The organism is Bradyrhizobium sp., assembly GCF_027451485.1.
GTDB lineage: Bacteria > Pseudomonadota > Alphaproteobacteria > Rhizobiales > Xanthobacteraceae > Bradyrhizobium.
Map to the genome: position 1 here is coordinate 1 of NZ_DAIDJE010000014.1, position 13,133 is coordinate 13,133.

The window sequence follows — 13,133 nt, forward strand, 5'->3', positions numbered from 1 at the left end:
GTCATCCAGTCGCTTCAACGCGGCAAGGATCTCGTCGAGACGGAGTCTGTGCGAGAGACCTGGAATCTCACGAAGGGTTGGCTGCGATTCGACCACGTACATATCCGATGCCCAGGACGAGAGGATCACGCGCTTCTCGTCCGTCGAAAGCTTGACATCGTTCACGACATCGTCGGGCGTGTCGTAGTGAGAAGCCGGACGGAAAAACGGCTCGACGTTGTTGGTGATACGTTCTGCCTGGGTCATGTCGTGTCTCCTTGTTTCTCCTTTCGCCGAGAGACGATTTGATATGAGACGGGAGAGTAGGACGGCGGTGTTAGACACCGTCGTCCCAAGTTTAATTGGCGTTGACCGGAATGCGTTTCACGTTGCGGCTCGACTGCTCCGATTTAGGAAGCGTGACGGTCAGAACGCCGTTCTTGAACTCCGCCTGAGCCTTGTCTTCCTGAACGCCCTCCAGCGGAATCTGTCGTTCAAACGATCCGTAGCAGCGTTCGCTGAAGAATCTGTAATCGTCGTTCCGTTCGGCCTTCTTCTCGCCTCGGATTGAGAGAACGCCATTGGCGATCTCAACCTGCACGTCTTTCTCACCAAGACCTGGAAGCTCGGCGGAGACCGTTACGGCCTTGTCGGTTTCGCTGAGCTCGAGCCGAGGCCAGCTGAACTGGCCTTCCATCAGCGGACTTCCTGCGCGCCCCAGCGGACCGAAGCCGCGAAAGACGTCGTCGAACAGCCGGTTCACCTCGCGGTGAAGCGCAAGAAACGGATCGAGCGGCTCTTGTCGGGTCGCGAGTTGTTGGCCTCTCGTCCAGGGAACCAGATCACGAATACCCATGACAATCCTCCTTGACACGAAGCTGATCAACGCGCGGACCTTGTCCGCGCGTTTCATCACCGAGCGTCAGACGGCTATGCCGCCTTCTTGGTGATTTGCTCGACGGGCGCGCCACCATTGATCTCGATGCGCCTCGGCTTCATGGCCTCGGGGATTTCGCGGACAAGCCCGACCCGGAGGAGGCCGTTGTCGAAACTCGCGCTCTTCACCTGAACATAATCGGCAAGATTGAACTGCCGCTTGAACGGCCGAGCCGAGATGCCCTGATAAAGGTATTCGTGCCGGTCCTTGTCGCTCTTGCGACCTTCCACGGTCAGCACGTTATGCTCTGCAGTCACCGCAATCTCATCCGGGCTGAAACCAGCGAGCGCCAGAGAGATTTGATAGCGGTCTTCGCCGAGCCGCTCGATGTTGTAGGGTGGGTAGTTATCCTCGACCCTCTGTTGGGTTTCGTCGAGGAGATTGAAAAGCCGATCGAATCCGATCGTCGACCGCCACAGCGGGGCAAAATCGTAATTCCTCATAGCCAAATCCTCCTAAGAGCAAGCTGGATACGAAGGGACGCAAGACACCAGTGCAAGACAGTTGTCCGGCGCCCGGCCTAAACCGTTGGGCCCAAATCTGGCGCCCAACACCGCCTCAAGCGGCAAAAATCCAAATACAAAAACGAACGCAAAGTTCAAGAGGGTCGTGCAAAAATTTTTCAAATCCCTGCATCGGTTAATTTTGAATTGAAGCGAGGTCAGGCCGTCTGGCTTGGCTTCAGCGGCCAGCCGCTCGAGGCCGCGCTGGTCTTCCGCTGACGGGTTCGGGCCGTGAAGCAGATTTGGCAATGCAAAATCAACGCCCCTCGCGATCGTGGCGAAGCTTGGGGCCAGCATGAGCCAACTCAGAGCAGCTCCGCTTTCGCGCAACTGAGCTTGGAACTGTGCCCGTCTTGATGTCTTGCTTCTCCCAGGTGATCTTCTCCGACAGTGAACGCCCGGCCGCAAGCCGGCCGGGCGTCTCTTTCATCAGAAGTCCATCGACGGCGCGGACGGCGCCTCCGCCTTCTTGGGTTTCTCGGCCACCAGCGCTTCCGTAGTAATCAGAAGAGATGCCACGGAGGCGGCATCCTGCAAAGCCGTGCGCACGACTTTCGCGGGGTCGATCACGCCGGCTTTCACCAGATCCTGGTATTCGCCGGTTGCGGCATTGAAGCCCCAATTGTAGGTGCTGTTCTCGAGCAGCTTGCCGACGATGAGCGAGCCGTCCTCGCCGGCGTTCTGGACAATCTGCCGTGCCGGCACCTGGATCGCTCTACGTACGATGTCGACACCGGCCTTCTGGTCCGCATTGACAGCTTTGATGCCATCAAGGGCTTTGAGCCCGCGGAGCAGCGCAACACCACCGCCGGCGAGGATATCTGAGTAGACACTTAACGGCGTCGAACCGGTGGGCGCTTCAGACATCTAGCGCTTTTTCCCGTACCCAAAGCCCCATGCGAGCATGTCCCTGTCGCTCACAAAGCAGAGCGCGATGAAGACGATCATTGGCTCGCCGACGCTCAGCAGAACCACGATCGCACGTGCGCCCCTGCTGAACGCCTACTGACAGGTCTATGCGGGCGACGTCACTGAAGCGCTTCAATGGACCAACTGGGCCCAGAGTGCGGCTCCGAAGCCGGCGAGCAATAGCGTTCCAGCCAGCGTCGATACCAGATCGAGGGACCACTTCGTACCGATCAGGTCTAGATGCCGGCTGTAAGCTTCGTCGCGATAAATCCGGATACGCATGGCAACCCTCCCGCAGAATGTAGATGCGGTCTAAGTGGCCGCGGGGATATTTGGTTCCTAGATTGGGTGCCCTGGGACGAAAGAGCGGTCCTGCGCCAGTCCATCCTACGGGAGGGAGAATTCGAACGTGTGAATCATTCTGCGCCTGAATCTGGCGGGCATTCATCCGAGGCGTGGATAGGACGTGCATCAACCGCGAGTTCGTCAAGGCGGCGAGCGGACGCCGGATGAATTGCCATAATTAAACGCATAGTCGAAGGATCGAGAAGGTAAGCGCTGCTTGTACCGAGCGCTTCAGTCTTGCTTCCGCTGCTTAAACCCGATGAGGCCGTTTTTCTGGTCGTAGAGTACACGGTATGAGAAGAACGGCTGAAGCGCGTTTGGTGTCCCGGTGTCCATCGGGACACGGGGGCACTCGTCTTGATCAAGCGTACCCGCGCCGAGGCAGCCGGGCATTTCGCCCTCGTGCAGCGACTGCCGGTCCCTGACAGAAGCCTGTATCGAAACCGGGAACATTTGAAACCCCTTCATGTCCAGCTGATTGGGATTGATAATCAGCTCGCCCGGTGCGGAGTCACTGGGTCGCGGCAGTACGATGATCCATCGCCGGTCGCCGATGAAGCTGAGCGGGTTGAGCGCGGGGGACGGCGCAGAAGGCGAGCGCATCGACAGCCCGAGGATGGCCGTGAACCCCTGGCGCGGGAGGCCGTCGCCGCCAAGCCGATAGTCAGCTGCGTCCAGCTGCGCAGCCGGACAATGAGGCTTGAGCACAGCGCAATGGACCGACTGCACGATCTGGATGACCACGGGCGACTCCGTAGTGGCGGCGCCGACTGCGACATCGGCTTTCGCCAGCATCCCCTCGAGCACAACTCCGCTGGCGAAATGGAAGCGCCTCACCAACGGCATCGGCTGATAATGGCTCGACGGGATGACGTTGACCATTACCCGCAGGCCGAACGAGCCGGTATCCAGCATCGCCTCAACCATACGACCGCCAACCCGCACAGGGACCGAATAGCGTTTGGTGCCGTCGGAAAGCCGAAGCTGTGAAATCGGCGCCACGATCCGCTCCGTCGTTCCAGCCGCGCGCGATGGCGACGCGACCGCAAGAGGAAGCGCCGCCAAGCCGATCGATAAAATCTGCCGGAACGACATAGATCCGACATGGGCGCCGTTGGCCGCAAATGCAATCCGGGCAGGCGTGACGCGATCCCGCACAGGCGCGGGTACGCCTGAAGGAACAATAAGGAACGGCTCCCACCCATTTCGGTTATCGGCTCAACCGCACATCGCGAATCGACCAAATGCGGCCCATAGGAGGTTGGCATGCCCAGTGAAATCGGCGATATCCCAGGGCTCGAGGCGGCGCGCGCAGCGTTGCCTTCCGCTTTCCTGCGGCACGACTTTGCCGCGCTCGCCGCGCTGTTCGCCGCTGACGCCGCTTTGATGCCGCCCCGTGCGCGCATCATCAGGGGTCACGACGCCATCTCGAAATTCTGGGCCGACATCGGCGAGCAGGTCAATGAAATCGCGCTGGAGCCCCTCGAAATCAGAGCGCTTGGCGGAGACGCCGTGCGCGAGATCGGCAGGATGAGGATGAGCATCGGCGGCCAACTGCCCCAGATCACATTGAACAAGTACTTGGCTCTCTGGCAGAGAGCAGAGGAAACCTGGCTCATCGGAAGTCTTATCTGGAACCGCGTCAGCCTCGGTCAAGGCAAGGGGCCGCTGAGGCGTCGTGGTGAAAGTGGTCAGGTCGGGAGACGTCAGGTTCCTCAGCTATATTCCAACTAATAAGCGAGCTTATAAAAGATTCAAAAAAATTTAACCTGAATTGCGAGCAACTCGCATCAGGCCGCTAGGTTGAGGCACACGTGCCAGCGTTGGGCTGTCAGCTGGTCGTAAACGCGGTTCAGTTGATGTCCAACTCTCGGCCCGAGCTACGCACGGTTTCTAATTTGAACGGCGGCCTGCTGGCTTTGACGCAGATCGCAGCTTTTCACGGCGTGCAGACGACTCCCGGCCACCTCGCGCACGAACTATCGCTCGGGAACCAACCGGTCGGCGCCGAAGATCTTGCGCGCGCCGCCAAGTTGATCGGGTTGAAAGCGCGCATCGTGCATAACCCGTCCGCAAAGCGCTTGCGGGGGATGCCGCCGCCGGCCTTGATCAAGTTACACGACGAACAGTGGGCGATTTTCGGCATTGAGACAACGCCGGGACGCTTCCGCGTCGTCTATCCGCGATCAGGACGAGAACAGCAGCTGCCACTGGCTGAAATCCTGGAACAACTCGATGGCGACGTCGTCCTCATCGGCAAGGACTTTCGGCTGTCGGCCGAGCAGCTCAGGTTCAATCTCGCGTGGTTCATTCCGTCCATTAAGCGCTACAATCGGCCGCTTATCCATGTTTTCGTGGCGTCGCTGTTCATCCAGCTGCTTGGCTTGGCGACGCCACTCTCCTTCCAGCTCGTCGTCGACAAGGTGCTGGTCCACAAAAGTTTCTCCACGCTTGTCGTCGTCATCAGCGCGCTCGTGCTTCTCGCGGCGTTTGAGGCCGTGCTGAAATATCTGCGCATCTACGTTCTCAACCATACCTCAAACCGTATAGACGTCGAGCTCGGGGCCAAGCTGTTTGCGCATTTGCTGCGGCTGCCGATCGCATATTTCGAGAGCCGCGCCGCGGGGGTCATCGTCACTCGGGCGCGGGAGATCGAAAACGTCCGGCAGTTTCTCACAGGGCGCGGCATCCCCTCGGTGATCGACCTGTGCTTCGTGTTCGTCTACGTCGCCGTTCTGTTCCTCTATTCAGTCGAGCTGACATGCGTGCTGCTGCTGATCTGGCCGCTGCACATTCTGATTGCGGCTCTGCTGCGCCCCGCGTTCCGGAAAAAGGTGAAGGACAAGTTTCGCCGCTGGGCCTCCAGCCAGGAATTGCTGGTCGAAAGCGTCGTCGGCATCCAGACATTGAAGGCCGCGGCGGTCGAGCCGATGTTCCAGCGCAAATGGGAGGAGCGGCTGTCCGCCTACGTCAAGGATGGGTTTGCGACGGTCATTCTCGGCGCACGCGCGCAGACCGCGACCGAGTTCCTCAGCCGTCTGACGACGGCGCTCATCCTGTTTTTCGGCGTGCAGGCGGTGATCGCGGGCACGCTCACGATCGGCGAGTTGATCGCCTTCGTCCTGATCTCGAACCAGGTCACGCAGCCGATCCTGCGCACTGCACAGCTCTGGCAGGATTTTCAGGAGGTTCAGGTCTCGGTCGAGCATCTGGGCGATATCCTGAACGCGCCGGTCGAGCGGACCGCGACGGCACTGGCCGATCCGGCGCCGGTGCGCGGCGAGCTCGATTTCCGCAACGTGACTTTTCGTTACCGGCCCGATCTGCCGGATGTGGTGAGCGATTTCTCGCTCTCCGTCGAGGCGGGCGAGATGGTCGGCATCGTCGGGCCGAGCGGCTCCGGCAAATCCACCCTCGGCAAGCTCGTGCAGCGGCTCTACGAGCCGACGTCGGGAGAAATCCTGCTCGACGGCGTCGATATCACCCAACTCGATCCGTCCTGGCTGCGCCGACAGCTCGGCGTCGTGCTGCAGGAGAATTTCCTCTTCAACCAGACGGTGCACGAAAATATCGCGTTGGCCCGCCCGGACATGAGCCGCACCGAGGTCATGACCGTCGCGCGCCTCACGGGCGCCGACGATTTCATCAGAAAGCTGCCACAAGGTTACGACACGCTCATCCAGGAACGCGGCGCCAATCTATCGGGAGGACAGCGCCAGCGCATAGCTATTGCCCGTGCGCTTGCCACCAACCCCCGCGTACTCATCCTGGATGAGGCGACCAGCTCGCTCGATTACGAGAGCGAGAGAATCATCCGCGCCAACATGCGCCAGATCGCCCGCGCGCGCACCGTCATCATCATCGCGCACCGCCTCGCCGCGGTCAGGGATTGCGACCGCATCGTCGGTATGAGCGACGGCGCGATCACCGAGGTGGGTACGCATGATGGGCTGCTGACGAGCCGCAATGGCATCTATGCGCGGCTTTGGGCCATACAGAACGAGCAGGCGAACACATGACCCGATCGCAAAAGGCAGCGGCCGCGGCGCCGCCCGAGAAGAAACCGGCAGGCGACGGCGCACAGCGACGGCCTGTGCGACCGCTTCTCCTCGTGCAGCAGACGCTCCGTCTCCCTGAGCGGACCGCTGAGGATCGCGAATTCCTGCCGGCGGCGCTCGCCATCGTCGAGGAGCCGACGTCCCCGATCCGTGTCGCGTTCCTGTACGCGCTGTGCGCGCTGCTGGTTACGGCGCTGCTCTGGTCGTACTTCGGACACCTCGATGTCTACGCCGTGGCATCGGGCAAGATCGAAGCCCCGGGCCGGACGAAAGTGATCCAGCCTCTGCAATCGGGAAAAGTGCTGACCATCAAGGCCAACGACGGCCAAAAGGTGCGCGCGGGCGAAGTGCTGATCGAACTCGACCCGACCGAAGCTCAGGCCTCCCGGACCGCCGCCGCCGCCGCCCTCGCCAACACGCGCGCCGAAATCGCGAGGTTGCGGGTGGAGATCGCCGTGGCCCGGGCCCAGAAGATCAATACGCGCCCGACGGTCACATGGCCTGCGGATATTCCCGAGGATGTGCGCCGGCGCGAGCAGGCGGTGCTCGAAACCGATCTCGCCAAGCTCGCAGCCAATCTTGACCAACTCGGCGCGCAGCGGAAGGAAAAAATCGCCGAACGCGACAAATACAAGGCCAATATCGGTGCGACCAAGAGCCTGATCGACTCTCTCTCTTCGCAATTGGGGATGACCGATAAGATGAAGACCGAAGGCTGGGCGAGCGAGTTCACTTACCTGCAGCGGCTCAACCCGGTATTGCAGGCCAAGGAGTCGGAGATCTCGCTGGAAGGTGAACTGGCCACCGCTGAGCAGGACATCCTCGTGATGGATGCGCAGATCGTGCAGACACTGCAGACTTTCCTGGCCACGCAAACCTCGCAGCTTGCCTCCGACGAGCGCAACATCGACCAGCTCGAGCAGAAGCTGGTGAAGGCGACGGCGCAGCTCGGCGAAATGACCCTGCGCGCACCGATCGACGGAACCGTGCAGGCGTCCGCGGTCACGACGATCGGTCAGGTGGTCACGACCGGACAGCAATTGATGGACGTGGTGCCCGATCGGGATCGCCTGCAGATCGAGGCATACGTTCTCAACGAAGACATCGGCTTTGTGAAGGCGGGTCAGCCCGTGAACATCAAGATCGATGCGTTTCCATACTCGCGCTACGGCTCGATTGACGGCACGGTCGTCCAGCTCGCCAACGACGCGATTCCCGGCAAGCAGGGTCAGCAACAACAGATGAACGGATCGCAACCGCCGTCGTCCGACGGCGCCATGTCGATCACGACCGCGGCGCAGTCGACCCAGGACTTGGTGTACCCGGTCATCATCAGCCCGGCGCAGACCTGGATGACTGTCGACGGCAAACAGATCCCTCTTGTTTCCGGAATGACTCTGACGGCGGAAATCAAGACGGAACGGCGACGCGTGATCAGCTACATCCTCTCGCCGCTGATCGACGTGCTGTCCACGGCGGGGCACGAACGCTGAGGAAATCCAGACTACCCCTAACCAACTAAAGGAGGTTCATATGTCTAGTTACTACGGCGGCTACTATGGCGGTGGCTATTACGGCGGCGGCTACGTTGGCGGCGGCTACTACGGCGGCGGCTACGTTGGCGGCGGTTACTATGGTGGCGGCTACTATGGTGGCGGCTACGTTGGCGGCGGCTACTACGCGCCGGTCTATTGCGTTATCACTCCCTTCGGTGAGTACTGCCCGCCCGGTGGCGGCTACTACGGTGGCGGCTACTACGGCGGTGGCTACTACGGTGGCGGCTATTACGGCGGTGGCTACTACTCGCCTGTGGCTTACACCGGCGGCGGCTACTACGGCGGCGGCTACTATGGTGGCGGCTACTACTCGCCTGTGGCTTATACTGGCGGCGGCTATGGCGGCGGCTACTACTCGGCTGTGGCTTACACGGGTGGCGGCTATGCCGGCTATAGCGGATACAGCGATCCGCCGTCCTCGACTTCCAGCTCAGGCCAAATGAATCACGCCGGAACGAGCGGTGTCTCCTCACCGGGCAGTTACGGCAGCGGCATGGGCGCGAACCAGGGCGGGTATTCCGGACTTGGCGGAAGCGTCGGCGGCTACGGGCACTCCGGCGCAGGTTACGGCGGGATGAGCGGGGTCGGCGGTTATTCCGCACCGGCGGTCTCCATGCCCACCAACAGCTTCGGATCGGGCTCAGACACCGGCGTGACCGGCGGCGGTAATCCGATGTCCGGCGCCGGGATCGGCCACCACATGTGAAGCAGGCTTCGCCGCGATGGCCCAGGCGCTCCCTCCGCGCGCGCCTGGGCGCAAACGGGAGATTGGCTGATTGACGCGATCTCTTCGGACGCGACCGTGACCGACGTCGGAGGATCGGGAGTTTTTCTGATGGAAAATGGGCTCCACTTTATTTCCGGTCTGCCTCGATCGGGCTCGACCTTGCTGGCGGCGATCCTGCGCCAGAACCCGCTCATTCACGCAGGCATGTCGAGCCCGCTCGCAGGCCTGTTTCGCGGTCTTATGCAAGGCATGGGCCCTCAGGGCGAACTGGCGGCCATGCTGAGCCCAGTGCAGCGCGAAAACGTGCTGCGCGGGCTTTTCGACAGCTACTACAAAGATATCCGATCCACGAAGGTCGTGGTCGATACCAATCGGCTCTGGTGCAGCAAAATGGCGGCGATCGCCAAGCTGTTTCCCGAGGCGCGCGTGATCGTTTGCGTGCGCGACCTCGCCTGGATCATGGATTCCTTCGAACGGATTCTGCGAAAGGAGCCGCTGCTGGTCTCGAAAATGTTCCGGCCGCGCGACGCGGCCACGGTCTACACGCGCGTGAGCGCACTGGCTTCCGGATCGGGGACCGTGGGCTTCGCCTGGAACGCCGTCCAGGAGGCATTTTGGGGCGAGCACGCTGATCGGCTGCTGGTGATCGATTACGAGGCGCTGACGCGCGAAACGGCGCGGACGATAAAATGCATCTACGACGCCCTCGGACTCCCCGCCTTCGATCATGATTTCGCAAACGTCAGCTACACGGATGGCGGCGCGGTCGATGCACAGCTCGGCGTTCCCGGCTTGCACACAGTGAACGGGAAGGTCGAATTCTCTGAACGTCAGACGATCTTGCCTCCCGATCTTTATCAGAGGTTTGCTGGTCGCACCTTCTGGCGACGACCTCGGGCCAATACGCGTAACGTTGCGGTTGTGCTGCCCTCGGAACAGCGCGCGCGCAGGTTGGCGCAGCAAGCAGGTGGAAACTTCGCGCCGGATCGCAGCGACCCGCCTGTTCCCGCGAGCGCCGATCTCTAGTGCATTTCGCGAAAACTGTGTGCGGCTTTCGGATGAGAATATCGCAAGATCAATAGCCCAATCGCACCGACGTCCAATGTCCCACGCGTCGAATACACAAGGAGAATTGGCAATGGGGAAGGAACATATCGGATCGCTGCAGCGGCTGCGCGACGACCTTGTCGATGAACGGCGTCAGCTCGTCGCGAGCGGCGTTCTCGATCCCGATTCCAGGAGGGAAATCGCCGCCGAATTCGTCGGCCTGCAGAATTTCATCGACTCCGTCGAGCGGGCGATCATGCATGAGGCCAGCCTTGCTCAGGGAGGACAATTGCCGCGCCCGACTAATCAATCAGACGGGACCAACGAAACGATCTCGCCCGCTTTCAGACAGAAGCTCTGCTAAAACGCAACGCATTGCGGCGGCCTGTATGATCATTTCACCACATTTGCGTCAACTTGAAGCAGAGGCGATCTATATCTTAAGAGAAACTGCCGCTGATTTTCAAAATCCCGTCATGCTCTATTCCATCGGCAAGGATTCGAGCGTGATGTTGCACCTGGCCTTGAAGGCCTTCCATCCGTCGAAGCCGCCTTTTCCCTTGCTCCACGTGGATACGAAGTGGAAATTCAGGGAAATGATCGCTTTCCGAGACGAGACCGCACGTCGGCTCGGCCTCGAACTCATCGTCCACGTCAATCAGGACGGCGTCGCGCGCGGGATTTCGCCCATCGCCAGCGGTTCGGCCGTGCATACCCAGGTCATGAAGACGGAAGCGCTTCGACAGGCGCTCGACAAGGGAAAGTTCGACGCGGCTATCGGCGGCGCGCGGCGCGACGAGGAGAAGAGCCGCGCGAAGGAACGGTTCTTCTCGCATCGCAACGCCGCACAGGCCTGGGATCCGCGCAACCAGCGCCCGGAACTGCGCCGCCTGTTCAACACCCGTATCGGGCCGGGCGAATCCATGCGCGTCTTCCCATTGTCCAATTGGACGGAAATCGACGTCTGGACCTACATCGCCGCCGAAAACATTCCGGTCGTGGACCTCTACTTCGCTAAGAGGCGACCCTTGGTGGAGCGCGACGGCGTCTTGATCATGGTGGACGACGACCGGCTGCCGCTCTACCCGGGCGAGCTTCCGGTCATGACCATGTCGCGGTTCCGGACGCTCGGGTGTTATCCGCTGACCGGAGCGATCGAATCCAACGCGCAGAATCCTGAGGACATTCTGGAGGAATTGCGTCTGTCGCGCCTTTCCGAGCGCCAGGGGCGGCTGATCGACGTCGATGAAACCAGCTCGATGGAAAGAAAAAAGCTGGAGGGCTATTTCTGATGAAACATTTCTTGCAATCTTTCCCGGCGCTCCCGGCCGCGAATTCGGCGCAGCTGCCGACTCTCAGGCTGCTCTCTTGCGGCTCCGTCGACGACGGAAAATCCACGTTGATTGGCCGCATTCTGCATGACTGTGGCGCGATCCCCGATGATCAGATCGCCGCACTCGCACGCGACTCGCGCAAGTTCGGCACGACAGGCGGCGATCTCGATTTCGCCCTGTTGATCGACGGCCTGGAGGCCGAACAGCAGCAAGGCGTCACCATCGATGTCGCCTATCGTTATTTCTCGACCAACCGGCGCTCCTTCATCATCGCCGACACGCCGGGTCATGAGCAATATACTCGAAATATGGCGACGGGAGCGGCCAATTGCGATCTGGCTATCCTGCTGGTCGACGCCCGCAAGGGCGTTCTCGAGCAAACCCTGCGCCATACGTCGATCAGTGCGATGCTTGGCATCCGCCACATCGTGCTTGCGATCAACAAGATGGATCTGGTCGACTATAGCGAGGCCGTATTCAACACCATCGTCGCCGACTTCGTCAGCCACGTCGAAGGCAGAGGCTTTCGCACCCTTGCCTCCATTCCGGTATCGGCGCGGTTCGGCGTCAATGTTGCCGTGCGCTCCACGTGCATGCCCTGGTGGCATGGACCGTGCCTGCTCGATTACCTCGAAACCATCGAGGTTGCCGACCACTCGGCCACGGCGCCGCTGCGTTTTCCGATCCAATGGGTTAATCGGCCGAACCTCGACTTCCGCGGTTTCAGCGGCACGGTCATGTCCGGGCGGGTGAAGGTTGGCGACGAAATCGTGGTCGCTGACAGCGGCCTCTCCGCACATGTGTCTCGCATCGTCACCATGGACGGCGACGTCGCGCGCGCCGAAGCCGATGACGCGGTGACTCTTGTCTTCGCCGAAGAGATCGACGCCGCGCGCGGCGACGTGCTCTGCCATGTCTCCGACCGTCCGGCGGTTGTCGACCAATTCGCCGCTCATCTGTTCTGGATCGGGGCGGAAAAGCTGCTGCCCGGGCGTTCCTATCTCATCAAGGTGAACGGCCGCACGGTCCCCGCCAGCGTCACCGAAATCAAGCACCGCGTCGATATTTCGAACCGTCGGGAATTGGCGGCAAAAACCTTGCGGATCAATGAGATCGGTTTTTGCAACATTGCCGCGTCACGGGCGATCTGCATCGATTCATTCGAGCATTTCCGCGATCTTGGCGCCTTTCTGATGATTGATCGTGCCACCAATGCCACGGTTGCGATCGGAACGATCGCCTTTCCGCTGCGCCGCGCCTCGAATGTCCATGTCCAGAGCATGAGCGTGACCAAGCAGGTCCGCGCCGGACTTAAAGATCAAAAGCCGGCGGTGCTTTGGTTCACCGGCTTGTCCGGCGCAGGCAAATCGACCGTCGCCAACCTTGTCGAGGTCAAGCTCGCCGCGCGGCGCGCCCACACAGTCACGCTCGACGGCGACAACCTGCGCCATGGCCTCAACCGCGATCTTGGCTTTACCGATATCGACCGCGTCGAGAACATCCGCCGCGTCGGCGAAGTCTCGAAACTGATGGTGGATGCCGGGCTCATTGTGTTGTCGTGCTTCATCTCGCCGTTTGAGGCGGAGCGCCGCATGGTCCGCGAGTTGCTCGCGCCCGGCGAATTTGTCGAAATCTTCGTCGACACGCCGCTCGATGTCTGCATCGCGCGCGACCGCAAGGGGCTTTACAAGCTGGCTTTGGCCGGAGAAATCAAAAACTTCACCGGCATCGACCAGAT

Annotated in this window: 12 protein-coding genes and 2 pseudogenes; 8 read left to right on the top strand and 6 right to left on the bottom strand. The window is 60.9% G+C overall.

All coding sequences use genetic code 11. From position 1 onward, the window contains the following. The 6 genes and pseudogenes from NEZ08_RS02190 to NEZ08_RS02215 all read right to left on the bottom strand — a co-directional run. Positions 1–246 (bottom strand): annotated as a pseudogene (locus tag NEZ08_RS02190) (hypothetical protein); the annotation flags it as partial. A gap of 91 nt (positions 247–337) precedes the next feature. Continuing rightward, positions 338–835, bottom strand: coding sequence for an Hsp20/alpha crystallin family protein (locus tag NEZ08_RS02195; RefSeq protein ID WP_298102790.1), 498 nt, complete (start codon positions 833–835; stop codon positions 338–340). 74 nt (positions 836–909) lie between these two features. Next, positions 910–1,359, bottom strand: a complete 450-nt coding sequence (locus NEZ08_RS02200; protein WP_298102793.1) for an Hsp20 family protein — start codon at positions 1,357–1,359, stop codon at positions 910–912. Between the two features lie 489 nt (positions 1,360–1,848). Beyond that, positions 1,849–2,238, bottom strand: a pseudogene (locus NEZ08_RS02205) (TCP-1/cpn60 chaperonin family protein); the annotation flags it as partial. 222 nt (positions 2,239–2,460) lie between these two features. Next, positions 2,461–2,610 carry a hypothetical protein gene (locus tag NEZ08_RS02210; RefSeq protein WP_298102796.1) on the bottom strand — a complete coding sequence of 50 codons (150 nt, stop codon included), beginning with the start codon at positions 2,608–2,610 and terminating at the stop codon, positions 2,461–2,463. A 294-nt stretch (positions 2,611–2,904) separates the two neighbouring features. Then, a complete protein-coding gene (locus tag NEZ08_RS02215) occupies positions 2,905–3,831 on the bottom strand; it encodes a hypothetical protein (protein ID WP_298102799.1) in 927 nt (308 codons plus the stop codon). 108 nt (positions 3,832–3,939) lie between these two features. On the opposite strand from NEZ08_RS02215, the gene NEZ08_RS02220 reads away from it, so the two are divergent. From NEZ08_RS02220 to cysC, 8 genes are all read left to right on the top strand, one after another. After that, a complete protein-coding gene (locus tag NEZ08_RS02220; protein ID WP_298102802.1) occupies positions 3,940–4,407 on the top strand; it encodes a DUF4440 domain-containing protein in 468 nt (155 codons plus the stop codon). A gap of 125 nt (positions 4,408–4,532) precedes the next feature. Further along, positions 4,533–6,692, top strand: coding sequence for a type I secretion system permease/ATPase (locus NEZ08_RS02225; RefSeq protein ID WP_298102805.1), 2,160 nt, complete (start codon positions 4,533–4,535; stop codon positions 6,690–6,692). Further along, on the top strand, positions 6,689–8,224 hold the full coding sequence (locus tag NEZ08_RS02230; RefSeq protein WP_298102807.1) for an HlyD family type I secretion periplasmic adaptor subunit: 1,536 nt from the start codon (positions 6,689–6,691) through the stop codon (positions 8,222–8,224). The genes NEZ08_RS02225 and NEZ08_RS02230 overlap by 4 nt, the downstream gene beginning before the upstream one ends. A 40-nt stretch (positions 8,225–8,264) precedes the next feature. Then, positions 8,265–8,993, top strand: coding sequence for a hypothetical protein (locus NEZ08_RS02235; protein ID WP_298102809.1), 729 nt, complete (start codon positions 8,265–8,267; stop codon positions 8,991–8,993). 129 nt (positions 8,994–9,122) lie between these two features. After that, positions 9,123–10,040 carry a sulfotransferase gene (locus NEZ08_RS02240; RefSeq protein WP_298102812.1) on the top strand — a complete coding sequence of 306 codons (918 nt, stop codon included), beginning with the start codon at positions 9,123–9,125 and terminating at the stop codon, positions 10,038–10,040. Between the two features lie 112 nt (positions 10,041–10,152). Further along, positions 10,153–10,425, top strand: a complete 273-nt coding sequence (locus NEZ08_RS02245) for a hypothetical protein (RefSeq protein WP_298102821.1) — start codon at positions 10,153–10,155, stop codon at positions 10,423–10,425. Further along, positions 10,322–11,353 carry a sulfate adenylyltransferase subunit CysD gene (gene cysD / locus NEZ08_RS02250; RefSeq protein WP_298102815.1) on the top strand — a complete coding sequence of 344 codons (1,032 nt, stop codon included), beginning with the start codon at positions 10,322–10,324 and terminating at the stop codon, positions 11,351–11,353. Before NEZ08_RS02245 ends, cysD begins: the two co-directional genes overlap by 104 nt. Further along, a partial coding sequence (gene cysC, locus NEZ08_RS02255) for an adenylyl-sulfate kinase (RefSeq protein WP_298102817.1) occupies positions 11,353–13,133 on the top strand: 1,781 nt, incomplete at its 3' end. The genes cysD and cysC, both read left to right, overlap by 1 nt.

Excerpts from the sequence above, each read along its gene's own strand:
- NEZ08_RS02230 (WP_298102807.1), top strand. The coding sequence starts at position 6,689 with ATGACCCGATCGCAAAAGGCAGCGGCCGCGGCGCCGCCCGAGAAGAAA.
- NEZ08_RS02210 (WP_298102796.1), bottom strand. The coding sequence starts at position 2,610 with ATGCGTATCCGGATTTATCGCGACGAAGCTTACAGCCGGCATCTAGAC.
- NEZ08_RS02245 (WP_298102821.1), top strand. The coding sequence starts at position 10,153 with ATGGGGAAGGAACATATCGGATCGCTGCAGCGGCTGCGCGACGACCTT.
- NEZ08_RS02195 (WP_298102790.1), bottom strand. The coding sequence starts at position 835 with ATGGGTATTCGTGATCTGGTTCCCTGGACGAGAGGCCAACAACTCGCG.
- NEZ08_RS02200 (WP_298102793.1), bottom strand. The coding sequence starts at position 1,359 with ATGAGGAATTACGATTTTGCCCCGCTGTGGCGGTCGACGATCGGATTC.
- NEZ08_RS02225 (WP_298102805.1), top strand. The coding sequence starts at position 4,533 with ATGTCCAACTCTCGGCCCGAGCTACGCACGGTTTCTAATTTGAACGGC.
- NEZ08_RS02220 (WP_298102802.1), top strand. The coding sequence starts at position 3,940 with ATGCCCAGTGAAATCGGCGATATCCCAGGGCTCGAGGCGGCGCGCGCA.
- NEZ08_RS02235 (WP_298102809.1), top strand. The coding sequence starts at position 8,265 with ATGTCTAGTTACTACGGCGGCTACTATGGCGGTGGCTATTACGGCGGC.
- cysD (WP_298102815.1), top strand. The coding sequence starts at position 10,322 with ATGAGGCCAGCCTTGCTCAGGGAGGACAATTGCCGCGCCCGACTAATC.
- NEZ08_RS02240 (WP_298102812.1), top strand. The coding sequence starts at position 9,123 with ATGGAAAATGGGCTCCACTTTATTTCCGGTCTGCCTCGATCGGGCTCG.